Genomic DNA, 24640 nt, shown 5'->3' with positions numbered 1-24640 from the left:
AGTATGACCATCCTCACGCATCCAAGGGAGCCTTAATTGACGACCGACCTCGGTCTGATGGGCAGGGACGCCGAGCTGGAGGCGCTAGGCGGATTGGTCGGGCGGCTGCCCGGCGAGGGGGGCGCCCTGGTGATGCTGGGCGAGGCGGGTATCGGCAAGTCGTCGCTGCTCCACGCGGCGGCCGAGCTCGCCGCCGCGGCCGGTCACCGGGTTCTGGAGGCCACCGGGGTCGAGGCGGAGGCACGGTTGCCCTTCGCCGGGCTGCACCAGCTGCTGTGGCCGGTGCTCGAGGCGGCGAGCCGATTACCGGGACCGCAGGAGAGGGCGCTGCTGTCCGCGCTCGGCGCGGGGGACGGGCCCGCGCCGGAGCCGTTCAGGGTCGCGCTGGCCGTGCTGAACCTGCTCGCGGAGCTGGCGGCCGAGCGTCCGGTCGTCGTGGCCATCGACGACCTGCACTGGCTCGACCAGCCCAGCCAGGAGGCGCTCACGTTCGTGGCCCGCCGTGTCGACCGGGACCCCATCCTGATCATCGGTGCCGTCCGCAACGGGCACGCGACCCCGTTCGCGGACGCCGGGCTGGCCGAATTCCCCGTTGCCGGGCTCGACGCGGACGCCTCAGAGCGGCTGCTGCTGGCCTGCCCGGGCCATCTCAGTGCCGCGGGGCGAGAGCGGATCCTGGGGGAGGCACAGGGAAACCCGCTGGCACTCGTGGAACTGGCCGAGACCTCGCGGTTGCGTGGAGGGCCCGCAACGGACGGCCCGGACTCCGCGTCGTCGCTGACCACGCGGCTGGAGCACACTTTCGCCGGCCGTATCGCCGAACTGTCCGCCCCCACCAGGGACATGCTCCTGGTCGCGGCGATCGACTACGGCAGCGAACTGGCGGAGATCGTCGCCGCCGCGTCGGTGCTCGCCGGGCGGCGGCTGGGCACGGCGGACCTGGACGGCGCCATCGCGGCCCGGCTGCTGCGGATGGCGGGCACGCGGGTGAGCTTCCACCACCCGCTGGTGCGATCCGCGGTCCTGCAGAGCGAGTCGATGGCCCGGCGGCTGGCGGCCAACGCCGCGATGGCGAAGGCGCTGGCCGACGACCCCTACCGGCGCACCTGGCACCGTGCGCAGTCGATCATCGGCCCGGACGACGGCGTCGCCGACGAACTGGAGGCCAGCCACGTCATCTCGCTGAGGCGCGGCTCGGTCGCCACGGGTATCTGGGCGCTCGAGCGCGCCGCACAGCTCACGACCGACCCCGGCGCCAAGGGGCGTCGGTTGCTGCTGGCCGCCGAGCACGCCTTCGGCCTGGGGCGCGCGGACATGGTCGCCCGCCTGCTCACCGAGGCCGCGCGCAACGAGTTGTCCGAGCTGGATCGTGCCCGGATGGAATGGCTCAAGGAGATCTTCAACGACGGAGTTCCCGGCGACGCGGGGCGCGTGTTCGAGCTGTGCGACATCGCCGCGCGGTCGGCGGCCGCAGGCGACCTCGACCTCGCACTCAACCTGCTGCACGGAGCGGCCCTGCGCTGCTGGTGGGCCGACACGGGCCCAGAGGCCAGGGCCAGGGTCGCCGAGGTGACCGAGTCCCTGACCGTGTCCACGACCGACGCCCGCTACGTCGCGGCCATCGCCGTCGCCGAGCCCGTCCTGCGCGGCTCGGCCGTACGGGACCTGCTGGCCGCCGTGCCTCCGGCCAGCGCCCTGGACCCCGTCGCGCTGCACCTGCTCGGCATGGCCGCCCACGCGGTCGGCGACCTGCCCAGGGCCACCGACCTGCTGAGCAGATCGGAGCTGCTGCTCCGCGAGGAGGGCAGGCTCGGCCTGCTGTCCCACGTGCTCACCATGCAGATCGGCGACTACCTCTACATGGGCGACTGGGACAGGGCGATAACCGTGGCCGAGGAGGGCAACCGCGTCGCGGGCGACAGCGGCCAGCCCCTGTGGACGACGGGGTCGATGTCCCTGGTGGCCATTTGGTGCGCGCTGCGCGGCGAGACCGAGCGCGCCCTCGAACTGGCCGGCGCCGCGGAGGCGGAGGCCGGTCGCGACCGGCTCAACGATCTGCTGTGCTGCGTGCAGCTGGCACGCGGGATCGCCCGGCTGGTCACAGGCGACCACGAGCAGGCCTACCAGGAGCTGCGTAGGCCGTACGACCCCGCCGACCCCAGCCACCACCTGCGCGAGTCGTTCGACGGGGTGATGTTCTACGCCGAGGCCGCGCTCAACAGCGGCCACCTGGCCGAGGCCGGGAATGTGCTGGCCGAGCTCGAACGGGTGGCCCTGATCACCTCCGCGCCGCTGCTGCACACCCAGCTGCTGTACGCGCGGGCCGTCCTGGCCGACGATTCCGACGCCGAGAAGCTGTACGGCACGGCCCTCGGGCACGACCTCAGCCGCTGGCCGCTCGTGCGCGCCAAGCTGGAACTGGCCTACGGGGCCTGGCTGCGCAGGCGACGACGTACCGTCGAGGCCCGCCTGCTGCTGCGCTCCGCCCAGACCACGCTCGACCTCATCGGCGCGCGGGCGTGGGCGGACCAGGCGCGTTCCGAACTGCGCGCCGCGGGCGAGCGGGCGGCCGAACGCCTGCCCTCGGCCCTCGACACGCTGTCGGCCCAGGAGCTGCAGGTCGCCAGGTTGGCCGCGGAGGGGCTGTCGAACAAGGAGATCGGCGAACGCCTGTTCCTGTCGCCGCGGACGATCGGCAGCCACCTCTACCGGATCTTCCCCAAGCTGGGCATCACCACGCGGGCACAGCTCGCGTCCCGTCTCCGGCAGATGGAGCCTGACGAATGACACGTACATCAGTCGGTTGACGCATGTCCATCCGTCGATCGCGCGCGTACGATCGCGGGTGACCTCGGAAGCTGGGGGCGGCATGCGCGACGCGAGACTGCTCGGGCGAGATGGGGAGCTGGCGGCCTTGCGTGCCCTCATCGACGGGTTGCCGCAGACCGGTGGCTCCCTCGCGCTGCGCGGTGGCCCAGGCGTTGGAAAGAGTTCATTGCTGCGGTCCGCGGCCGAACACGCGCGCTCGGCAGGGAAGGCCGTCCTCACGGTGACCGGTGTACCCGGTGCCGCGCCGTACAGCGGGCTGCGCGAGCTGCTGTCACCCCTGCGAGGGACGGTGGAGAGCCTGCCGGAATCGCAGCGCGCCCTGCTCGGTTCGGTGATCGGCGACGGCTCGCGGACGGCGCCGCAGGCGTTCGCGGCCGCCATGGCGGCCTTCCACCTGCTGGTCGTCGGCGCTTCGCGGCGCCCGCTGGTGCTGGCGGTGGACGACACCCAGTGGCTCGACCATCCCAGTAGACAGGCGCTGGGGTTCATCGCCCGGCGGCTCGGCCACGACCCCATCGTCCTCGTGGCCGCCGTGCGCGCCACCGAGATCTCACGTATGCCGGAGCTGACCTTGCCCGTGCAGGACGTTCCTCCGCTCGATGACGACTCCTCACGGGTGCTGCTGGGCCGCCACGCCCCCGGCCTGTCGGTCACCGCCCGCGAGCGTATCCTGCGGACGGCGCTAGGCAACCCGCTCGCCCTGACCGAGCTGCCGCAGGCCTGGCGGGACGGCGGGCCGTCGGACTCGTGGACGCCGCCGCGGGTGACCGCTCCACTGGTGCGGGCGTTCGCCGGAGGTCTGGCCGAGCTGCCGCCGCCGGTCAGGGATGCCGTTCTGGTGGCGGCCGTGGACTACGTCGGTGAGTTGCAGGACATCCTGCGAGCCGCCGCGGTCCTGACCGGCGGTGAGGTCGCCGTCGACGTCTTCGACGAGGCAGCGGCGGCGAACCTGGTCCATCTGGACGGCACCCGCCTGCGTTTCCGGCATCCCGTGGCGCGCGCGGCCGTCGTCTGGGCCGAGCCCCCCGCACGCCTGCGGGCCGCCAACCAGGCGCTGGCAGCGGTGCTGGTGGACGAGCCGCACCGGTGTGCCTGGCATCGCGCCCAGTCCGTGGACGGCCCCGACGACGAGTCGGCCGACGAGTTGGCCACCGTCAGTCCGGCGACGCTCAACCGGCGGGGCGTCGCCCCCGTCGTATGGGCGCTCGAACTGTCCGCGCGGCTGACCGGCGACCGCACGGCCACGGGCCGGCGGCTGCTCGACGCGGCCCAGTTCGCCTACGGCCTCGGTCAGTCGCATGTCGTCCACGACCTGCTCGACGCCGCCACCGACGCGGGTCTCACGGCGGCGGACAGGACCAGGGGCGAATGGCTGCGCGACGTGTCCGACGAGGACACGCGGCCGGACACCGCGCGGGTCGCGCGGCTGTGCGCCACGGCGAAGCGGGCTCGCCACGATCCAGGCCTGGCCCTCGACCTGCTGCTCGGCGCCGCCCTGCGGGTCCAGCGCACGGCCCCGGGTTCCATCGCGCAGGCCGCGGTCGCCGCGACCGCCGACGAGCTGGCGGCGGCCACCCCGGCGAGCATCGCCGACCCCCGGCACATCGCCGCGCTGGCGCTGGCCGAGCCCGTGCTCAGGAACCGCGAGGTGGCCGACCGGCTACCGGGCACCGCGGCCGTGGCGGACCTGCCCGACGCCGAGGGGCTGCGCCTGCTCGGACTCGCCGCGCACTCGATCGGCGATCCGGTCCGCGCCGTCGCCCTGCTGGCCAGGGCCGAGCCCACGCTGCGCGACCACGGCCGGGTCGGCCCGCTGGCCCAGGTGCTCATCCTGCGCATGGTCGACCTGTGCCTGCTGGGAGACTGGGGCCGCGCCGCCCAGGTGACGGCCGAGGCCCGCCTGGTGCTGGCTGAAACCCATCAGCCGAGCTGGGCTGACGCCCTCACCGCCGCCGAGGCGGTGGCCGCGGGGCTGCGCGGCGAAACAGAACGCGCGCTCAAGCTCGCCGCCAGGGCCGACGGCAGCCGCCGCTTCGACCTGGTGGCAGGCGTACGGCTGGCCAGAGGACTGGCCTGGCTGGCCGCCGAACGCCACGACCGGGCCTACGAGGAGCTGGAACCGCTGTTCGACAAGCCCGCCGAGGGCCTGGGCAGGGAGGCGTTCGCCGCGGTCATGCCCTTCGCCGCGGCCGCCGCGGCCGCCGTGGACGGCCGCCGGCTGGCGCCGGCCCGCGCCGCGCTGGCCAAGCTCGAACACGTCGCCGCTCTCGCACCGGCTCCGCTACTGCACGTCCAGCTGCCGTACGCGCGGGCCGTGCTCGCCGACGACGCGGACGCCGAGGACCTGTACGCGGCGGCACTCGGCCAGGACCTGGCGCGCTGGCCGCTGGTCAGAGTGGGAACGCAGCTGGCCTACTCGCGCTGGCTGCACCGCAACCGCCGCCAGGCCGAGGCGCGCACCGTCGCCACCGCGGCGCGGACCACGCTCGACCTGCTCGGCGCCCCGATCTGGGCCGAACACGACGGCACCGCGGTGAAGGAGCGCAGTGCCGAGGACGTGCTGACGTCCCGTGAGCTGCGGATCGCCCGGCTGGCCGCCTCCGGGCTGTCGAACAGGGAGATCGGCGCCCGGATCCACCTGTCCGCCAAGACCGTCGGCTCGTACCTGTCGGGCATGTTCCCCAAGCTCGGCGTGACTTCGCGCGGGCAGCTCGCCTCCCGGCTCGAGCCGCCCGCGGGGAACGCGGGCGGCCCCGCCGTACCGAGATCAATACGAGGAGTACATCGTCACCTCGTCCATTGACCACCAGTAGTCGGCTGTGCCCGTCTGTGTGATCTTGACGTAGCGGGTGCTCTGCGGGGTGACGGAGATCGGCCGCTTCCCCCCGAAGCCGATCCCGCTCCCGACCGTGGTCCAGGTGGTGCCGTCGGTGGAGAACTCCAGCCGGTAGCCGCGCATGTAATCGGTCGCGGCGGAGGAGGCCGGGGTTTGCACGGTCACCATGGCGACCGTGCGCGTGGTGCCCATGTCGATCTTGTACCACTGGCCCGGTGTCTGGTCGGCGCCGCTGTTCCACTTGGTCGCGCTGTTGCCGTCGATGCCGCCGGACAGCGTGCCGCTGCCGCCCGTCCCGGAGGCGGTGGCCGTCCAGCCGGTTCTGCTGATCGAAACGGGGGCGAAGGTCGACAGGCCTCCCGCGTACCTGGTGACGGTGGCCACCATGCGGTCGTTCCGGGTGAAGGTGCTCGTGGCGAAGCGCTGGAGCTTCTGCACGAACGTCGCCGAGTCGTCGGTGTTGATCACCGGGACCGGGGCGGTGCGGTTGTAGTGGAAGCCCCAGTAGCCCTGGCCGTCGTCGTCGGTGCCCCTGGTCTTGTAGGTCCAGTTCGACCAGGACTGCTGCTGGGCGTTGAGCCCGGCCATCCAGCGCGCCCACACGTCGTCGTAGTAGTACAGGGAGTACTCGCCGTACAGGACCGGGACGCCGGGGTTGGACAGCAGTCCCGGCAGCGCGTTGAGATGGTTGGTGACCAGCTGGTTCTGGGCGTTCCAGTCCGTGGCGTGCGGCATGTCGTAGGGGTGCAGCTCGTAGACCACGTTGGTCCAGCCGTAGGTCGACGGTGGCGTGATGGCGCCGAAGCCGAAGAACGCGCCCATGACGATGACGTGGTCGGGATCGACGAGGCGGACGGCGTCGTAGAGCCGGTCATAGTACGCGCTCTTCTTCGCCACGTCGGCGCTGTCCTCGGTGTAGTCGAGCAGCGGCTCGTTGATCAGGTCGTACCCGGCCACGGCGGGGTTGCCCGCGTAGCGGGCGGCGATCGCCTGCCAGATGTCCACGACCCAGTCCTGGTACGTCGTGGAGCCCCAGAACCCGTTCGGGTTGGGGCCCACGCGGCCGCAGCTGGCCCATGGGCAGCCGCCGCCCGGGACGGTGTGCAGGTCGAGCAGCGTGTAGATGCCCCGGCTCGAGAGCTGGTCGATCGCCCAGTCGATCTTGGTCCACGCGCTTGACCTCCAGGTGCCGTCGGTGTTGAGCAATGTCGTCCAGCCGATGGGCAGGCGGACGAAGTTCACGCCCATCGCGGCGAGGTTGTCGAAGTCGGCGGTGGTGATCCAGGTGTTCTCATGGGCGTCGCGGATCGTCTGCGCGCCGGTGGCGCCGAAGCGCTGGTCGAGGGTGAGCTGCAGGTCGTAGTCGTCGCGGTTGAGCCCGACCGACATCTCGCCGACCGACCACCACTTGTCGTCCGTGCCGGTCTGGTTGACGCGCACGTAGCGGCCGCCGGCGGCGGGGAAGCTGATGTTGGTGGCCTTCGCGGTCCCGGTGCCACTGGCCACCTGCGTCCAGGCCGAGCCGTTGTCGGACAGCTGGACGGTGTAGGCGCGCGGATAGTCGTCCTCGGAGGTGGAGTCCTTCTGGGTGTCGAGGGTGACGTTGTTGATCGTCATCCGGGCGCCCAGGTCGAGCTTGACCCACATGCCGGGTGTCTGGTCGGCGCCGCTGGTCCACCGGGTGGACACGTCGCCGTCGATGAGGTTGGCGGACCCCGTGCCGCCGGAGGCGGAGGCCGTCCACTGGGCGCGGTCGAAGGAGGCCGCGTCGTTGAAGACGTTGAACTCCCCGACCGACCACCACTTGTCGCCGGTCCCGGTCTGTTTGACGCGGACGTAGCGAGCGGTCACCGGGGTGAAGCCGGCGGTGGTGACGGTACTCGAGGCGTTGCCGGCGCCACTGTGGACGCTCGTCCAGGTCGATCCGGAGGTGGAGACCTCGACGGTGAAGGCGCGGGCGTAGTCGCCGCCCCCGAAGTCGGTGTGGCCGAAGGTGACGCGGTTGAAGCGCGACACCACACCCATGTCCACCTTCAGCCACTCGCTGCCGTTCTGGTCGGCTCCGGTGGTCCAGCGGGTGGTGTCGTCGCCGTCGATGGCGAGTGAGGCGTTGCCGGCGGAGGCGGTGGCCGTCCAGCCGTTCCTGGTCAGCGCGAACTCCCCGAGAGGGGACATCCAGTCCTCGTGGGTGAGCCAGCCGCCGAGGTTGGTGCCGCGTAAGTTGATCGTGGCTCCCGTGCCTGAGTTCTTTTTCAGCACCGAGCCGCTGACCTTGAGAAAGTCGGTCGAGCCGAGCGCGGCGGCCGCCGGCTGGGCGGTCACCGCCAGGGTGGCGGCGCTGATGACGGCCGCGAGTGCGGCCGCCTTCCAGTGGTTGTTCATCGTGGGCCTCCTCCATCCCGTGACCCTTGCGATGCTCCCCTCTTGCGATTACTTTGTCTACGGCTTAGCCTAAGCCAAATATTAATAGGAGGTGCCTGATGGAGAACCTCGTCGACGTGCGCGCGTTCCCTGCCGGGTTCACCTGGGGGCTGGCCACGGCGGCTTACCAGATCGAGGGTGCCGCGGACGAGGACGGCCGCGGGCGCAGCATCTGGGACACGTTCGCGCCCAGGGGTGAGGCCGTCTGCGACCACTACCATCGCTGGGAATCGGACCTCGACCTGCTCGCCTCCCTCAAGGTGACCGGCTACCGGCTGTCGGTGTCGTGGTCACGGCTGCAGCCGGCCGGCAGGGGCGAGCTGAACCTCCAGGCGGTGATCTTCTATCGGAACCTGCTGTCGGGGCTGCGTGCCCGCGGCATCGAGCCGTTCGTCACCCTCTACCACTGGGACCTGCCGGCCGCGCTCGAAGCCGAAGGAGGCTGGGCCGAGCGGGAGACCGCCTTCCGCTTCGCCGACTACGCCCGGCGCACGGTCGAGGCCCTCGGCGACCTGGCCACGCGGTGGATCACCCTCAACGAGCCGTGGTGCTCGGCCTTCCTCGGCTACGGGTACGGCGAGCACGCCCCCGGCCGCACCGATCTGGACGCGGCCGTGGCCGCCGCGCACCACCTGAGCCTCGCCCACGGCCTGGCCACCCTCGCCATCCGCGACGTGGCACCCCACGCCAAGGTGGGCATCACCACCTTCGTCGCCGACGTCGTGGCCGCCGGCGACGGCGCCGACGATCGCGCCGCCGCGCGAAGGCTCGACGCGGTCAAGAACCGCGTCTTCCTGGACCCGATCTACCACGGCCGTTACAGCGCGCTCGTGCTTGACTGCGTCGACCCCATGGGCCTGTGGGCGCTCATGCGCACCGGAGACCTGGAGATCATCAGCACGCCCACCGACTTCGCCGGGATCAGCAACGCCCAGCGGGTGGTCGCCCGCCACGATCCCGCGGCTCCCTTCGGCGTACGTGAAGAGCCCGCCGATCCGTCGGGCTCGCTGCACGCGGTGCTGGAGCGAGTCTCGGCCGAGTTCACCGGGCTGCCGCTCTACGTCGGCGAGAGCGGGGCGCGCCGACGCGACCACGACGGGGCCTCCGGCAGAATCCTGGACCCCGAGCGCGTCGACCACCTCAGCCGGGCCTTCGCCGCCGCGGCCCGCGCCCTGGCCGACGGCGTCGACCTGCGGGGATTCTTCGTGTGGTCGTTCATGGACACCCTCGAGCGCTCCGGCGTCGTCTACGTCGACCACGGCACGCGGGAACGCATTCCCAAACTCAGCGCCCACTGGTATCGCGACCTCATCGTCGCGCACGGCAGCATTCCTGAGATGGACTCCGTACCCGCAGCGTGAGGGGAATCCCCCGATGAGAAAGCCCCGTACCACGATCGCCGCCGCGAGCCTGCTCGCCCTCGCCGCCTGCTCCGGCCAGGCGCCGGCCACCCCCAAGAGCCTGACCGTATGGATCATGGGGGACAGCTCCGCCCATTTCCAGCAACTCGTCAAGCCGTTCTCCGGCCGGAGCGGCATCGAGGTCGACGCCGTCGCCATCCCGTGGGACGCCGTCGACCAGAAGTTCACCACCGCCGTCGCCTCCGGCAAGGGGCCCGACGTCATCCAGATCGGCCTGTCGAAGCTGCGTACCTTCACCGACTCCGGCGCGCTGGCCAAGCTCGACGACCAGACTCTGAAGGACCACCCGGGCCTCGCCGCGGCCAACTTCCTCGACGGCGTCGGCAACGCGACGAGCGTCCCGTGGGTCAGTGACACCCGCGTGCTGTTCTACCGGAGCGACATCCTCGCCCAGAAGGGCATCACCAAGCCGCCGGCGACCTGGGACGAGGTCCGCGCCGACGCCAAGCTCCTGGCAGGTCGCGGCAAGGGCCAGTACGGCTACTACGTCCCGCAGTGGGATAGCGCCCTGCCCGTCATCATGACCTGGGCCCAGGGCGGCGCCGTCGTCGGCGCCAACGGCGAGATCACCTTCGACACCCCCGCGTTCCGCAAGGCCGTCGACACCTACACCGGCCTGTACACGGACAAGAGCGTGCCCACCGACGCGGACTTCGACCAGATCCAGGGCTTCATCTCCGGCGCGGCGCCCATGCTGGCCTCCGGCCCGTACCTGGCCGCCGCGGTCGCCTCCGCCGCGCCGCAGCTCAGGGGCAAGTGGTCGGTCGCCATGATCCCCGGTGCCACGGCGCACACCTCACTGCTGGCCGGATCGAACCTCGGCGTGTGGAACGGCAGCGGCAACAAGGAAGCCGCACTGCGATTACTCGACTTCTTATCCACACCGCAGACCCAGCTCGCCTGGTACAAACTCGACGGCGAGCTCCCGACCGCCAAGGCCGCACTCCGCGACCCGGCACTCAACGCCGACCCGCTCGTCGCGGTCTACGCCAGGCAACTGACCGACGCCAAGCCCCTGCCGCGTGTGCCCAACTGGGACGGCGAGACGGGGAAGGCCCTCCTGGACTGCCTGAACTCCATCGCCCTCACCGGCGCCGACCGCGAAACGGCCCTGCGGGACCTGTACGCGCGGACCAACGGCACCCACGTCGGCTGAGCGTCATGACGTCACGACTGGCTCCCTACGCCTTCATCGCCCCGACCATGCTCCTGCTGCTCGCCTTCGGCATCCTGCCGATCGCGGTCGCCCTGCCGGTCAGCTTCACCGACATGAACCTCGGCGGCCTGGCTGACTGGTCCAGGATCGGGTACGCCGGCGCCGGCAACTACACCAGGCTGTTCGCCGACCACGGCTTCTGGCAGGCAGCGGGTAACACCGCGATCTTCGCGATCCTCGGCGTACCGACCGTGGTCGTCGTCTCGCTGGCGAGCGCCCTGCTGCTCAACAGGAGCGAGAGCCGCTTCTTCCGGGCGCTTCGCGCCTTCTACTTCGTGCCCGCCGTCACCGCGATCGTCGCGATCTCGCTGGTGTGGGGCTACCTCTACAACACGCAGTTCGGCCTGTTCAACCACCTGCTGTCGCTGGCCGGGCTGCCGCCCGTGCGCTGGCTCAGCGACCCGGTCGCGGTGAAGTTCTCCGTGGCGCTGGTGGCCGTCTGGCGTGGCACCGGACTGAACATCGTCATCTTCCTGGCCGCGCTGAAGGGCATCCCGAAGGAGTACCTGGAGGCCGCCGACCTCGACGGCGCCTCCGAGCTACGCAAGATCACATCCGTCGTCATCCCGCTGCTGCGGTTCGCGCTCCTCTTCGTCACCGTGACCACCGTCATCGCCTGGCTGCAGTTCTTCGACGAGCCCTTCGTGCTGACCAAGGGCGGGCCACTGGGCGAATCAACCAGCGTCTCCCTGTTCCTCTACCAGAAGGGCTTCTCCTCGGGCCAGTTCGGCTACGCCAGCGCGGGAACAGTGGTGCTCTTCCTGGTCATCGCCGGGACCACCCTCGTGCAGGTGCGCGCGCGGAGGCTCGATGCGGAGCGTTAGGTCCCGCGGCCTGACCGCGGTCATCGGGGCCGTCCTGAGTCTGGGGGCCCTGATGACCGCATTTCCCTTCCTCTGGATGGTCTTCGCCTCGGTCAAGCCCCGCCCGGAATCGGTCGCCTACCCGCCGCGCCTCCTACCGCGGCAGCCGACGCCCGAGTACTTCGCGCAGCTGTTCGCGGAGCTCGACTTCGGCCGCTACCTGGTCAACACGGTCGCGATCGTGCTGATCAGCATGGCGGGAGTGGTCCTCATGGCCATGGCCGGGTACGGCTTCGCCAAGTTCCGCTTCCGCGGCCGCCGCCTCATGTTCTTCCTGGTGCTGGTCACGATCATGATCCCCTCCCAGGTCACCATGATCCCGGGATACCTCGTCCTCAACGGGATGGGGCTGACCAACACCCTGATCGGCATCGTGCTGCCCACGCTGGTGTCCGGGTTCGGCATCTTCCTGTTCCGGCAGTTCATGACCACCATCCCCACCGAGATGATCGAGGCGGCCCGCATCGACGGCGCGGGCGAGGCGCGCATTCTCTGGTGGATCGTCCTGCCGCTGTCCCGGCCGGTCCTGGCCGTGCAGGTCGTGCTGACCTTCATCGGCTCATGGAACAGCTTCCTGTGGCCGCTGGTCATCGCCAACGACGAGCGGCTCTACACCCTCACGGTCGGGGTGTCGCTCCTCAACCGCCAGATCGCCACCAACCCGTCCCTCCAGATGGCCGGATCGACCCTCATGGTCATCCCCATCCTGATCGTCTTCGTCGTCTTCCAACGCCACATCGTCCGGGGACTCACCCTGTCCGGACTCAAGTAGAGGAAAGAACTCTATGAGCAATCGTTTCACCGGCTTCGTCCGCGCCGACGGCCCGCGGCTGACCGACGGGTCGGGGGCCCCGCTGCTCCTGCGCGGCATCGGTCTCGGCAACTGGCTGCTGCCAGAGGGCTACATGTGGAAGTTCGGTGACGAGATGAGCTCACCTCGCCAGATCGAGCGTCGCGTGGAATCCCTTGTCGGCCCCGGCCGGGCCGCCGACTTCTGGGCCGGATTCCGCGCGGCGTTCGTGACGGAGCAGGACGTGGCCGCCATCGCCCGTATGGGCTTCGACCACGTCAGGCTGCCACTCAACTCACGTGGCCTCGTCGATGACGACGGAGCCTTCCACGAGTCCGGTTTCGCCCACATCGACGATCTGCTGCGCTGGTGCCGAGACCACCGGCTGTGGGTGCTGCTCGACCTGCACGGCGCCCCCGGCGGGCAGACCGGCACCAACATCGACGACTCCCCGAACGGCAAGCCCGAGCTGTTCATGGACGAGCGCTACCGGCGGCTGACGATCCACCTGTGGCGGGAGATCGCCCGCCGCTACCGGCACGACACCGTCGTCCTCGGCTACGACCTGCTCAACGAGCCCCTGCCCAACCAGTGGCAGCACATCTACCCCCGCGAACTGCTCGCCCTCTACCACGACCTGACCGCGGCGATCCGCGAGATCGACCCGGACCACCTGATCGTCTACGAGGGCTCGCACTGGGCTACGAACTGGTCCATCTTCACCGATGTCATCGATCCCAACTCCGCGCTGCAGTTCCACCGCTACTGGTGCCCGCCCGTCCGTTCCAGCATCCAGGAGTACCTCGACGCGCGAGACCGGCTCGGGCTGCCCATCTACATGGGGGAGGGCGGGGAGAACACCCCGGAGTGGATCTACACCATGCACCGGCTGTACGAACAGTACGAGATCGGCTGGAACCTGTGGCCGTGGAAGAAGCTCGACACCCGCACCTCGCCCGTCTCCATCGACGTTCCCGACGGCTGGGGGCTGATCTCCGACCCCCGCGCGCGGGTCGATCCCGACCGGGCCTGGGCCATCCTGCAGGACTTCCTGGCCGCCGTGGAACCGCCCGCCTGCCGGGAGCGCCCCGAGATCGTCAACGCCGCGTTCGGACGTCCCCCGCTGCGCATCCCCAGCTGGGGGTTCATCGACGAGTCCCCGGCCTTCCGCGACCGGTTCGCCGGGGTTGACGGTGATGTTGACGGTGATAAGGTCTGGCGGCACTACGCGGGCCAGCCGTACACGGAGGCCGAGGCGATCCCGATGACCGTGCGCGCGGGAGAGGAACTGCACTTCGCCCTCGAGCGCCGCCCTGACGGCTGGGAGGTCGAGGCCGACGACCCCGAGGCGTTCGACATCCTCTGGCGGGAGGGCTGCCTGGTCGTACGCGCGACCAGGACGACACGGCTGCGCGCGCTGAACCTGACCGCCACGGATTGATACGATCGAGGAACCATGAGTGTCGAAGCCGGCGGTGGTCGGCCCGTGCTGACCCTTCCCGAGGTGTCCACGGTCACCACATTGCGGCAGCGGAACCGGGCACTGGTCCTCAAGCACGTGATCCTCGCGGGGGAGACCACCCGGGGCGCCATCGCCAAGGAGAGCGGCCTGTCCACGGCCTCGGCCGCCAACCTGGTCACCGACCTGATCAACGTCGGCCTGGTCGAGGAACGCGGATCGGTGTCCTCGCACGGCGGGCGGCCCATCACGCTGATCGGGCCGCGCGCGGAGAGCGCGATCACGATCGGCGCCGACATCGGCGAGCGCGGCGTCGCCGTCGAGATGTTCGACCTGGCGATGAACCGGATCGACAGGGAGGACCGCGGCGGCGACGAGGCCGAGGATCCCGGGCGCATCGGTGCCGACATCCACGAGGCCCTGGTGGCGCTGCGCGACAGGAACACCGAGCGGTGGCCCACCCTCCTCGGCGTCGGCCTCGGCCTGCCAGGAGTGGTCGAGACCGACGTGGAAGGACGCCAGATCCTCTACGCCCAGAGCAACGGCTGGCCACCCGTGCCCGTCTCGGACCTGTGCGACGTCGGCGGCATCCCGGTGTTCGCCGAGAACGGCGCGAAGATGCAGACCAGGGCGGAGCTGTGGTTCGGCAACGCCCGCGGCGCGAACCACGCCGTGGTCGCCCTGCTCAGCCGCGGCGTCGGGCTCGGCATCGTCTCGGGCGGGCAACTGGCCCACGGCTCCCACTCCAGCGCGGGGGAGTGGGGGCACACGGTGATCGAACGGGGCGGGCGGCCGTGCCGGTGCGGCAACCGGGGCTGCGTGGAGGCCTACATCGGCTCCGACGCGATCCTCGAGACCTGGAAGCAGGCCGGAGGCGTCTTCGAAGGCAGCGGCTTGCCGGCCGTCCGCAAGCTGATCGCCGACGCGCACGCGGGCGACCAGGTGGCGGCCGCGACCCTCGACGACGTTGTCGACTGCCTGGGCGCCGCGCTCGGCGGGCTGGTCAACCTGACGGGGCCGGAACGGATCATCATCGGCGGCTGGGTGGGGCTGCCGCTGATGGAGTCGCTCAGCGACCGCATCACCGCCGCGATCAAGCGGCACTCTCTGTCCCGGCCGGCCGGGCAGTTCACGTTGCACGTGGCCAAGTTCGGCGGCGCCGCCGTGGCCACCGGCTCCGCCCTGCTCCCCCTCGAGGCGCTCATCGCCGCCGACCTCATGTCGGAGAGGTCGCCGGGATAGGGGGACTCACGCAGTCATTTGACGCAAGGCGCCGGATGCCGGCGGTCGAATAATCAATTCAGCAGGCAGACCCCGACAGAAAGAAGTCGCCATGCTGAAAACGGCATCCAGCTCCCTGATATGGCGAGGAATCCTCGCGATAATCATCGGGATGGTGTCGGTGGCCTGGCCCCAGGTCACCGTGGGAGCATTCGTCTTTCTTTTCGCCGCCTACGCCTTCGTGGCCGCGGTGATTGATTTCTCCCGCGCGTTCAACAGCGACCGCGCCGGCCCGGTGATCGGCTTCGTCCTGCTGGCCCTGCTGTCGATCGCCGCAGGCATCGCCGCGCTGCTGTGGCCGGGCATCACGGCGCTGAGCCTCACCATCCTGGTCGCGGCGTGGGCCTTCGTCACCGGCGTCGCGGAGGTGACCCTGGCCTTCGGACGTGGCGAGGGCGCGGGAGAGCGCGCCATGTGGGCGATCGGTGGCCTGGTCTCCATCGCGTTCGGCGTGGTGCTCGCAATACGGCCCGACATCGGAGCCGTCACGCTCGCCCTGCTGTTCGGCCTGTTCAGCGTCGCGTTCGGAATCTCCGCGATCGCCATGGGCGTCATGGCCCGCCGCGCGGGACAGAGCGCGGAGAAGGTCGTGCACCCCGGCACCATCCCCCACACGAATCCGTCGTAGAAAGGACCAGCCCGATGTCCAGCGTTTCCGATCGATTCCCCGAGGTCGCAGAGAAGGCCACGGCGGCACAGCAGAACGTGCAGTCCGCGCTGGCCGAGGACCGGAAGAAGCTGTCCGCCGCGGTGGAACAGGCCAAGGACAAGGCCGCCGAGGGCGCACAGAAGCTGAAGGACGACGGAGCCCGGGTCAGGGCCGGCGCCAAGTCCACCTGGGACGAGGCACAGGCCAAGTGGCAGCAGCACGTCACCGCCGTCAAGAACAAGATCCAGGAGCAGCGGGCGGCCTGGGACCGGTCGATGGCCGAGGACAGGGCCGCCGACGCCGAGTGGTACGCCGGCGTCGCCATCGACTTCGCCCTGTCAGCCATCGAAGAGGCCGAGTACGCCACCCTGGAGGCCGTCCTGGCCAGGGCCGAGGCGGACGAGACGACCGGCTGATCCGATGTCCGATGACACCCGGCCGTCCCGGCTGACCGTGTTCGGCTGGGCCGTCGCGGGCGGCTCGGGCCTCGCTCTGGTGGTGCTCGCGGGGATCGTCGTCTACACCGTGCGGATCGTGCTGCTCGAGGCGTTCGTCGGGCTGTTCCTGGCCGTCAGCCTGGATCCGCCCGTCCGCTGGATGGTCGCTCACGGCTGGCGGCGCGGCCGGGCCGTCGCCGTCATCTTCGCCGCCGCGCTCATCGGCCTGCTCCTCTTCCTGGGAGTGTTCCTGCCCCCGCTGGTGAGCGAGGCGGCCGCCCTCGTCTCCGACTTCCCCCGCTACCTGGCACGCCTGCGGACCGAGGTTCCGGCCCTCACCGCGCTGAACGGGCTGTGGAGCCGGCTCGACCAGGGGTTGGCCGCGCTCGGCTCCCAGTTCGGGCCCAACGCCCTAGAGGCCGGGCTCAGCGTGGTGGACACGATCTCGAACGTTGGGCTGGTCGCCGTGCTGACCGTCTACTTCATGGCCGACCTGCCCGGCATCCGCGGCCTCGCCGTCGGCCTGCTGCCGGAGCGCCATCGCGACCGCGCCGACCACGTGCTGGCCGTGGTCGCCGACAAGGCCGGTTCGTACACCATGGGCAACCTGGTGATCTCGCTGATCACCGGGGTCTGCGCCTTTGTCGCGATGATGCTGCTGCACGTGCCGTTCGCGTTCCCGCTGGCCGTGTTCGTCGCCCTGGCCGACCTCATCCCGATGATCGGTGCCACGCTGGGGGCGGTCGTCTGCATCGTCGCCGCACTGGCGACCACCTCGCTGTGGCCTGACACCATCCTGCTCGTGGCGTACTTCGTGACCTATCAGCAGATCGAGAACTACCTCATCGGGCCGCGCGTCATGCGCGGCTCGGTGCAGATGCCGGCCGTGTCCGTGCTGCTGGCCACACTGATCGGCGGCAGCCTGCTCGGCCTGGTCGGCGTGCTCATGTCGATCCCGATCGCCGCCGCGCTCAGGGAGGTCGTGACGTCAGGCCGTGACAGCCAGGAGCGCGCAGTCGTCGGCGAGGGGCCCGGGCGTTAGCCCGCGAACGGCGTCGACGACCGCCTGCGCGTGGACTTCCCCGGTACGGCACAGCCGCTCGATCACCCCCTCGGTCAGCTCCTCGATCACCTCATCCGTCAGCCCGTCGGTGTAGGCGAGCAGGGTCTGCCCGGGATCGAGCCGGATCGTGGCGGCCGTCAGCCCGGGCGCGGCGTCCACGCCCAGCATGAGCCCCGCGTCGAGGCGGAGCTCCTCCACCCGGCCGCTGGGGTGGATCAGCAGGGGTGGCGGGTGTCCGGCGACGGCGAGCGTCAGCCGTACGCCGTCCTCTTCTGCTGTCATGACCCCGTACAGGGCCGTGCACATGCGGGTGCCGTCACGCGGCTCCTGCAGGAGCACCGCGTTGAGCAGGCTGAGCACGTCGACGGGGCCGTTGCCGCAGGCGGCGGCCAGGCGCAGCGTGTGACGGCAGAGCAGGGTCAGTGCCGCCGCCTCGGCGCCCTTGCCGCACACGTCGCCGATGAACAGCGCCCAGCGGTCGCAGCCGAGCGGGAACACGTCGTAGAAGTCACCGCCCAACTGGTCGGCCGAGGCGGTCTGATGGAACGCCGCGACCTGCGCGCAGCCGACGGGGACGAGCGACGGCGGCCTGAGCATCCCCTTCAGGATCGCGTTGAGACCCCGCAGCCTGCGCTGTTCGCGCTCAGCGGCCATCCGCCGGTCCCGTTCCCGTTCGAGCAAATCCAGAATCTTCATCGATCATCCCTGTTTCGTCTAAGAGAAGGGGGCCGCGCCGGATCCCTGCGGCGCGGCCCCTGAACCAGGGCGCCTCCTCACCCGGACGGCCTGATCCACGACGGTGCCCGGCACGGGCTCCGCCACCCCCGGTGTCAAAAGCCACTGGCGGTCTCGGGTCTGCCTGAGGAACGGGCCCCGGGCATGGCCGCCAGCCCCTGCCGGTCGAGGAAGCTCAACGCGGCCTCGGCCACGTCGGCCCATCCGTGGTCGACGCACAGCGAGTGCCCGCGCCCCTCGAACGCCTGGTACTCCGTGATCGACCGGGTGTCCCTGTAACGTCCGTAGGCGGCCTTGACCAGGGACGGAGGAACTATTCTGTCCTCCTTGCCCGCGATCAGGAGCAGGGGCCCGCGTTTGCCGCGGGTGTCGACGGCCGCGGGCGAGCGGCGGGACATATTGGCCCCGGCGATCTCCAGCACCGGCTGGGTGTCCCAGCGGATGTGATACCAGCCGTACAGGTCGTCGGACTCCTCCCGCGACAGGCCGTTGGCGAACCGCTCATGGAACTGCTCACGCGTGAAGCCGATGGTGTCGGTGTCCTCGTCCAGCAGGGGCCAGACGGTCCTGATCTGGGTGGGCGAAGGCAACCTGATCCCGCGGAACTGCGGGGGAGCGATCGCCACCCCGCCCCTGGCCAGGCCCAGACCGAGCAGCTTCTGCGCCACCAGACCGCCGAGACAGTGACCGATCACGATGGGCGGGCCAGGCAGGACACGGATGATGCCGGCCACGTGGCGGGTGATCTCCGTGATGCCACGCCTGTCCCCGGGCCTGCCGGGCGCCAAGGCCTGATATCCGTGGGCGTTGAACAATTCCATCCACTTTTCCCAGCCGCCCTCGTGCGTCCAGAGCCCATGAATGAAAACGACGGGGATGGAAATAGATGAATTCACCTCGGCCTCCTTTCCTGATCACATGTCAAGAATCGGGCAGCGCGTGCGCCGGTGAATCCGTCAGATGACTGCTTCGGCGAATCGCTTTTCTGCTCCGGTGTGAGCCCTGACGGCCGCGCTGGTCAAAGTCAGCGGAAGGTGGAGACCGGGTTCCGAATCGATCCTCAGTACGACCCGGGCCGGGGCCGGGCAGAGCTGGACCTGTCCCGGAAGTAGCTCTCGCCGCGGGACTCACCCCACAGCAGTGCCCCTCACGGTTCCGGGGTGGAAGGTGAGCGGGCGGGCCGACGGGTCGAGGTCCCGCAGGCTGCGCTGCAGACCGTGGCGCTGTTCCAACTGTTCGAGGTAACCGCCGCGCTCGGAGTCGTGAGGGAGCACCGCCCAGATCCATGACCCGCAGGAGCCGCCGCCGGGCCCCTCGTGCGTGGCCTGGTCGATCGTCGCGCTCCTGATTCTGCGATCCGCGACTCGCGGCTCATGATGGAAGTCTCAGGCCATGTCCCAGAGCAGGCGGTAGTAGGCGATGCGTTCCGGGTCCGGGGTGATCCCGTACGCGTCGTACACGATGCCGTCGTATCCCGGGCCGTAGTTCCACTCCGTGCTCCAGGCCGCGACCGCGAGGTCGGCCCATCGGTCGGCCACCCCGAGCGAACCGAGGTCGACGTGCGCGGCGAACGTGCCGTCGTCGTGCAGCAGGGTGTTGGGGACGCACACGTCCCCGTGACAGACGACCAGGCGGTCGATCGCGGGCGGCTCGCCGATGCGCGCCCGGGCCTCGGCGAGGTCGAGGTGGCGGTGCTCGGGGAACCAGTCGGCCGGTCCCTCGCCGTCGGCGATGCGCTCGTCGGCGCGGGCGAGCCGACGCGTGACGCTCCACTCGAACGGGCACTGTTCCACGGGCAGGGCGTCGTGGAACAGACGCAGTCCCCGGCCGATCGCGGCCGCCGCGGTCGCCGGGTCGGTGAGCCACCGGGAGTCCACCGCGGACAGACCGGGGAGCGCCGCCGTGACCAGCCACGCGCCGTCGGCGTCCGTGCCGTGCTCGATGACCCGCGGGACGTCCACCCATCGCCGTGCCCAGGCCAGGCGCTCCGCCTCGCCGGGAAGGTCGATCTCCGGGGTGCCCGCGGCGACCCACTTGGCGTATCTGACGCCGCCGCGCCCGTCCTCAAGACGGAACGTCAGGCCGCCGAGCTCGTTGCGCCACACCGGGGTGACGGTGTCGTCGCCGGCGAGTGCCGCGACGGCGCCGGGGACGGTCACGGGGCCGGTCGGGATCTCGGAGATGACGGGGTGGCTCATGAGGCACGACTCTTTCAGGGGAAGGGGGACGGCGACAAACGGGTTTCGAGCGGATCATCCCGCCAGGAAGGCGTTCAGGACCCGCTGACGGGATCGGCCTCGCCGTCCTCGTTCTCCCAGCACAGTTTGATTCGCCAGTCCGCGCCTGTTCCGAGCGGCTATGGTACGCCATACCCGATTTGATCTAGGTCGCAGGAGCGCCGGTGTTGAACGTGAGGGAGCCCGACTGGTCCTACGTGGGCAGGTCCCTTCTCAAGGTCCTGGTCGTCACCGCGGCACTGTTCCTGGCCTTCAGCGCGGTCGACCGGGTCCTGTGGATATTCATCGACTCCGACGACGAGCGGATGGCCCGGGTGTACGGCACGGCCGCCCGCGTCGCGAACCCGGACAAGCGCCTGCCGTACGGCTACGGCCATGTCGGGGAACTGCTGGAGACGACCTACGTGCTGTTGGGGGAGCCACGCCGGGCCGGTGACGCGGACTCGACGGGGTACGAAATCACGGAGAACCTGTTCGGCACCGTCCAGGCCCCCTCCCTCGGCGGGCCGGTCGGCGGCCTGAGCGACGCGATCGACTCCCTGGAGACGGGCCCCGGAGTCAACGAGGAACTGACGGAGAAGGCCCGGAAGACCCTCGACGGGCTCCCGCAGACGCTCGACGCCGTCGCGGTCGTGGAGTTCACGCAGGCGATGACCGCCGAGCGACTCGTCGCCTTCAACCGGAGGAACAAACTCTGCGGAGGAGCGGACGTCTCCTACATCTACTCCCCGGCGCCCCACTACGACGACTCCAGCGACGATCCCCCGGTGAACGCGGTCGTCTGGAACCGCGACATGACCGAAGAGGGCCCTTGGGAGGATTTCACCTATCAGTGCGAGACCGAGCCCGAGGCGGCACTGAAGGAGTTCCGCAGGTGGGTCGGGCTGCTTGACGAGGGGGACGACCTCAGCGCGTTCGAACTGGACTACAGGTGGCTCGCCGGGACGGCCGAGGAGGGCGTCGTGCACGGGCTCGTCGTCGACCGATGGAAACTCGCCGACCTGCGCAAGCTCCTCGACGACCCGGAGGTACGGACGGTCCATCTCGCCGACGTCGCCTTCGACATCGACGGGACCAGGTAGCGGCCTTCGAAGGACCTGACCGGCATGGGCTGCCCCTCAGGACGAAAAGCCTCGGTACGTGCCGCAACCGGTCGTCCGGCCGTTCGGCGGGGGGGTGATCGGCCGTCCGTGGTCCCTCGAGGTCGCCGGTGGTCCCTCGAGGTCAGGGAAGGAAGAGCTCGTACTCGACCTGTGCGATCGGGGTGCCGTCGCCGTAGTCGTGGTCGCGGACCACGTCTGACTCCGTGAAGCCGCTCTTGGTGTAGAAGCGGCGGGACTGGGGTGTGTCGCGGAGCGTCCACAGATGGACGTGCCCGAAGCCGTCCTCGCGGATCCTTTCGACGGAGGCGGTCATCAGGACGCTCGCGACGCCGCTTCCCCAGCCGTCCGGGTGGCCGTAGAAGCCGAAGATCTCCGCCGACCCCGGCCGGGTCGCCGAGGGGCCGAAGTAGGAGAAGGCCAGCGGGCGCCCGTCCATCGCGCCCAGCATGACCGTGTTCCCGCTCTCGGCGAGTTCGGCGAGCACGCCGTGCCACTTGTGGCGCCGCTGCCTGATCGCCTCGGCGGCGAACTCCGGGGAGAAGAAACCGTGGTAGGTGGCCCTCCACGACTCCGAGTGGATCTCGCCCACCGCGTCTCCGTCGTCCGGAGAAGCCGGGAAAACGGTGAAGTTCCCGGTCATCCGGGCACGCTACCGGAGCGGAGTTCCTGCTGAGACGACTGGTCACGTACTCCGCGCTGGACGGGACGGGTCTCCTCCACGCCGCTGAGGATGTTCTCGCGTCCCCACGCGCCCAACGGTCTCAGTGCCTCGTTGAGGGAGACGCCGAGCGGGGTCAGGGAGTATTCGACACGGGGCGGCACCTCGTCGTACGCCTCGCGGTGCACGATGCCGTCCGCCTCCAGCTCCCGCAGGTGGGAGGCGAGCACCTTCTCGGTCACCCCGGGCAGCAGCCTGCGCAGCTCGCCGAAGCGGCACGCGCGCTCGTTGAGCGCCCAGAGGATCAGCACCTTCCACTTCCCGCCGATCACGTCCATCGCCGCGTCGATCCCGCAGACGTACGCCCCCGGCCTCCGCGCGGTCGCCATGTCCGACCCTCCCGCCTGCTCGCTCACTCCAGGGTAACCACCCACTTCGAAGTGCGTACTTGATCGTTTCAGGGCCCGCCACAAGCCTGGTCGGCATGACCGACAACACATTCGACAAGTCCCGGCTCACCCTTCTCGGCCTCGGCGCCATGGGTACCGCGCTCGCCCGCGCCTGGCTCGCCGCCGGGCATCGGCTGACCGTGTGGAACCGCACCCCGGACCGGGCCGTACCGCTCGCCGCCGAGGGGGCGACCGTCGCCGTGACCGTCGCGGAGGCGGTGGCCGCGAGCGATCTCGTGGTGGTCTGCCTGCTCGACGACGCCTCGGCCGAGGAGGTCCTGGCCGAGGCGGACCTGACGGGCAAGGACCTGGTCGACCTCACCACCAGGACCCCGGCCCAGGCCCGTGCCCGTGCCGGATGGGCAGAGGGGCGCGGCGCCCGTTTCCTGGACGGCGGGATCATGGCGATCCCGGCGGCGATCGGCGTTCCGGGCTCCGGCGGCTACGTCCTCTACAGCGGATCGCGTTCCCTGTTCGACGCCTGCCGGGGCACGCTGGCCGTACCGGCGGGCACCGTGTACCTCGGGGAGGATCCCGGCTTCGCCGCCCTGTACGACGTGGCGCTGCTGAGCGCGATGACCGGGATGTTCGCGGGGGTCGCGCACGCGTTCGCGCTGCTCCGCGGGGAGAAGGACGCCTCGCCGAAGGAGTTCGCCCCCCTGCTCGCCGACTTTCTCACCGCCATGGCGCCGTACGCCCATCGCGTCGCCGACCAGTTGGAGGACGGCGACTACACCCGGGGCGTGACCTCCAACCTCGCCATGATGGTCAGGGGCAACGCGACGCTGCTGGAGACGGCTGAGGCACAGGGGGTCAGCACCGAGCTGCTGACCCCGTTCACGGCTCTGATGGAGCGCCGCCTGGCCGAGGGGTACGGTGCCGAGGGCACCGCGGGTGTGGTCGACCTGCTCCTCCGCTGAGGGCGGGCCCGTCACCTGCTCGTTCGCCGGGGGCGGGCCCGTCGTCCGGGCGTCCGTTCAGGCGCCCGTGATCTCCTCGGGGGGCAGGGCGGACAGGACCCGCAGGGCACGCAGGAAACCGTGCCGGTCCTCGTCGGGAAGGCGTGCCAGCAGCCGCTCCTCCTTGCGCCGGATGTCCGCCTGCGCGGAGTCGCGTACGCGCCGGCCCTCGGCGGTCAGCGACAGCAGGCGGGCGCGCCGGTCGGCGGGGTCGGGCGTCCGCTCGATGAGACCCCTGCGCTGCAGGTCGTCGAGGAAGCCGATGATGCGGGTCTTGTCCGCGCCAATGGAGTCCGCGAGCGCGCTCTGGGTCCGCAGCGGCCGTTCGTCCAGCGCGAGCAGAACCGAGTAGGCCCACATCGACAGCCCGTGCTCGCGGAGTACGGGCAGCTCGGCGTCGATCAGTGCCCGGCTCAACGGGCTGATCATCGCAGCCAGGTCGGGCCGATCAGTCACACCAGCCACTATATGGATCGACGGATAGTATGCGAATGTAGATGATATGCGGTGGCCTACTAAATCGAGGAGTCGTTCATGGACATTCGGGAGCTGAACCGGCGGGCGGTGCGCGCGAGCGTGGAAACGGCCGCCAAGGCGACGGCCGAGGACCTCGGCAGGCCGACGCCGTGCGACGGCTGGACGCTGGCCGACCTGCTGGCCCACATGACCGCCCAGCACCGTGGCTTCGCCGCCGCGGCGCGGGGGGCCGGGGCCGACCTGGAGGCGTGGCGGGTCCGGCCGGTCGGCGCCGACGCCGTCGCGGTCTACACCGAGGCCGCGGAGGACGTGCTGGCGGCGTTCGCGGAGGAGGGCGTGCTGGATCGCGAGTTCACGCTTCCCGAGTTCACGCAGCCCGAGTTCGGCCGGGAGCCGGTGTTCCCCGCGGCGCAGGCCATCGGATTTCACTTCATCGACTATCTGGTGCACGCGTGGGACGTCGCCCGGTCGCTCGACATCGCGTTCACGGCGGATCCGGAGCTGGTGGAGGCCGCCTGGCCGATCGCGCTGGCGGTCCCGGACGACGAGCGGCGCAACAGGCCGGGCGCCGCGTTCCGGCCGGGCCTGGCCGTTCCCGAGGACGCGCCCGGCTTCGACCGCATCCTCGCCCGGCTCGGCCGCTCTCCCGTCTGACGTGTCCGATGGGGTGTTTGTCGGGTTTTGGGGAGGGTAGCCCGGCAGGGAGCCGAAGTGGCGATGCTCCCCGGCGGCCCCTCGGGGACGCCGCCCGAGGGGA

The 24640-nt window shown here is 70.5% G+C and carries 22 protein-coding genes; 14 read left to right on the top strand and 8 right to left on the bottom strand.

The annotated features are described in order from the left end of the window. The first annotated feature begins 36 nt into the window (after positions 1-36). Together AB0N02_RS15635 and AB0N02_RS15630 are read left to right on the top strand one after the other, a co-directional pair. Complete coding sequence (locus AB0N02_RS15635; RefSeq protein WP_363946289.1) at positions 37-2787, top strand: AAA family ATPase; 2751 nt, start codon at positions 37-39, stop codon at positions 2785-2787. A gap of 82 nt (positions 2788-2869) precedes the next feature. Continuing rightward, on the top strand, positions 2870-5632 hold the full coding sequence (locus AB0N02_RS15630) for a LuxR family transcriptional regulator (protein ID WP_363946287.1): 2763 nt from the start codon (positions 2870-2872) through the stop codon (positions 5630-5632). Here AB0N02_RS15630 and AB0N02_RS15625 read toward each other — a convergent pair. Continuing rightward, positions 5597-8047, bottom strand: coding sequence for a discoidin domain-containing protein (locus tag AB0N02_RS15625; protein ID WP_363946282.1), 2451 nt, complete (start codon positions 8045-8047; stop codon positions 5597-5599). The genes AB0N02_RS15630 and AB0N02_RS15625 overlap by 36 nt on opposite strands. Before the next feature lie 98 nt (positions 8048-8145). Between AB0N02_RS15625 and AB0N02_RS15620 the strand changes: the two genes are divergently transcribed. The 9 genes from AB0N02_RS15620 (at position 8146) to AB0N02_RS15580 (ending at position 17244) form a co-directional block, all read left to right on the top strand. Further along, the gene (locus tag AB0N02_RS15620; protein WP_363946280.1) at positions 8146-9447 is read left to right on the top strand and encodes a family 1 glycosylhydrolase; all 1302 of its coding nucleotides are present in this window, start codon (positions 8146-8148) and stop codon (positions 9445-9447) included. 13 nt (positions 9448-9460) lie between these two features. Continuing rightward, positions 9461-10663, top strand: coding sequence for an extracellular solute-binding protein (locus tag AB0N02_RS15615; protein ID WP_363946278.1), 1203 nt, complete (start codon positions 9461-9463; stop codon positions 10661-10663). Positions 10664-10668: 5 nt separating this feature from the next. Further along, positions 10669-11547, top strand: a complete 879-nt coding sequence (locus tag AB0N02_RS15610) for a sugar ABC transporter permease (protein ID WP_363946276.1) — start codon at positions 10669-10671, stop codon at positions 11545-11547. Continuing rightward, positions 11534-12358, top strand: a complete 825-nt coding sequence (locus tag AB0N02_RS15605) for a carbohydrate ABC transporter permease (protein WP_363946275.1) — start codon at positions 11534-11536, stop codon at positions 12356-12358. Before AB0N02_RS15610 ends, AB0N02_RS15605 begins: the two co-directional genes overlap by 14 nt. 13 nt (positions 12359-12371) lie before the next feature. After that, complete coding sequence (locus tag AB0N02_RS15600; RefSeq protein WP_363946273.1) at positions 12372-13817, top strand: cellulase family glycosylhydrolase; 1446 nt, start codon at positions 12372-12374, stop codon at positions 13815-13817. Between the two features lie 15 nt (positions 13818-13832). Then, positions 13833-15077 (top strand): ROK family protein, encoded by a 1245-nt coding sequence (locus tag AB0N02_RS15595; RefSeq protein ID WP_363946272.1) that lies wholly within the window; start codon positions 13833-13835, stop codon positions 15075-15077. Between the two features lie 91 nt (positions 15078-15168). Then, positions 15169-15744: a DUF308 domain-containing protein gene (locus AB0N02_RS15590; protein ID WP_363946270.1), complete on the top strand. Its 576-nt coding sequence runs from the start codon at positions 15169-15171 to the stop codon at positions 15742-15744. A gap of 14 nt (positions 15745-15758) precedes the next feature. Then, positions 15759-16181 carry a hypothetical protein gene (locus AB0N02_RS15585; RefSeq protein WP_363946268.1) on the top strand — a complete coding sequence of 141 codons (423 nt, stop codon included), beginning with the start codon at positions 15759-15761 and terminating at the stop codon, positions 16179-16181. A 4-nt stretch (positions 16182-16185) separates the two neighbouring features. Further along, entirely contained in the window at positions 16186-17244 is a 1059-nt protein-coding gene (locus AB0N02_RS15580) for an AI-2E family transporter (protein WP_363946266.1), read from the top strand. On the opposite strand, the gene AB0N02_RS15575 is transcribed toward AB0N02_RS15580, so the two are convergent. The 4 genes from AB0N02_RS15575 to AB0N02_RS15560 form a co-directional block, all read right to left on the bottom strand. After that, positions 17191-17961, bottom strand: coding sequence for a PP2C family protein-serine/threonine phosphatase (locus AB0N02_RS15575; protein ID WP_363946264.1), 771 nt, complete (start codon positions 17959-17961; stop codon positions 17191-17193). The two genes, AB0N02_RS15580 and AB0N02_RS15575, sit on opposite strands and share 54 nt — an antisense overlap. A 134-nt stretch (positions 17962-18095) precedes the next feature. Continuing rightward, positions 18096-18896, bottom strand: coding sequence for an alpha/beta hydrolase (locus AB0N02_RS15570; RefSeq protein ID WP_363946262.1), 801 nt, complete (start codon positions 18894-18896; stop codon positions 18096-18098). Positions 18897-19127: 231 nt separating this feature from the next. Next, a complete protein-coding gene (locus AB0N02_RS15565; protein WP_363946260.1) occupies positions 19128-19274 on the bottom strand; it encodes a hypothetical protein in 147 nt (48 codons plus the stop codon). 111 nt (positions 19275-19385) lie between these two features. Beyond that, positions 19386-20198 carry an aminoglycoside 3'-phosphotransferase gene (locus tag AB0N02_RS15560; protein ID WP_363946258.1) on the bottom strand — a complete coding sequence of 271 codons (813 nt, stop codon included), beginning with the start codon at positions 20196-20198 and terminating at the stop codon, positions 19386-19388. 203 nt (positions 20199-20401) lie between these two features. Between AB0N02_RS15560 and AB0N02_RS15555 the strand changes: the two genes are divergently transcribed. Further along, positions 20402-21319 carry a hypothetical protein gene (locus tag AB0N02_RS15555; RefSeq protein ID WP_363946256.1) on the top strand — a complete coding sequence of 306 codons (918 nt, stop codon included), beginning with the start codon at positions 20402-20404 and terminating at the stop codon, positions 21317-21319. 142 nt (positions 21320-21461) lie between these two features. Here the strand turns inward: AB0N02_RS15555 and AB0N02_RS15550 are convergent, their stop codons facing one another. Then, entirely contained in the window at positions 21462-21980 is a 519-nt protein-coding gene (locus AB0N02_RS15550) for a GNAT family N-acetyltransferase (RefSeq protein ID WP_363946255.1), read from the bottom strand. Next, the gene (locus AB0N02_RS15545) at positions 21977-22387 is read right to left on the bottom strand and encodes a helix-turn-helix domain-containing protein (RefSeq protein WP_363946254.1); all 411 of its coding nucleotides are present in this window, start codon (positions 22385-22387) and stop codon (positions 21977-21979) included. The genes AB0N02_RS15550 and AB0N02_RS15545 overlap by 4 nt, the downstream gene beginning before the upstream one ends. A gap of 95 nt (positions 22388-22482) precedes the next feature. Between AB0N02_RS15545 and AB0N02_RS15540 the strand changes: the two genes are divergently transcribed. Next, on the top strand, positions 22483-23367 hold the full coding sequence (locus AB0N02_RS15540; RefSeq protein WP_363946252.1) for an NAD(P)-binding domain-containing protein: 885 nt from the start codon (positions 22483-22485) through the stop codon (positions 23365-23367). Between the two features lie 57 nt (positions 23368-23424). Here AB0N02_RS15540 and AB0N02_RS15535 read toward each other — a convergent pair whose 3' ends face one another. Further along, positions 23425-23862, bottom strand: coding sequence for a MarR family transcriptional regulator (locus tag AB0N02_RS15535; RefSeq protein WP_363946251.1), 438 nt, complete (start codon positions 23860-23862; stop codon positions 23425-23427). A gap of 78 nt (positions 23863-23940) precedes the next feature. Between AB0N02_RS15535 and AB0N02_RS15530 the strand changes: the two genes are divergently transcribed. Next, positions 23941-24537: a TIGR03086 family metal-binding protein gene (locus AB0N02_RS15530; RefSeq protein WP_363946250.1), complete on the top strand. Its 597-nt coding sequence runs from the start codon at positions 23941-23943 to the stop codon at positions 24535-24537. Positions 24538-24640 lie beyond the last annotated feature (103 nt).

Source organism: Streptosporangium sp. NPDC051022, from assembly GCF_040683035.1.
Lineage (GTDB): Bacteria > Actinomycetota > Actinomycetes > Streptosporangiales > Streptosporangiaceae > Streptosporangium.
The sequence above is the reverse complement of the archived record's forward strand: the minus strand, read 5'-3'. Positions and strand labels throughout refer to the sequence as shown.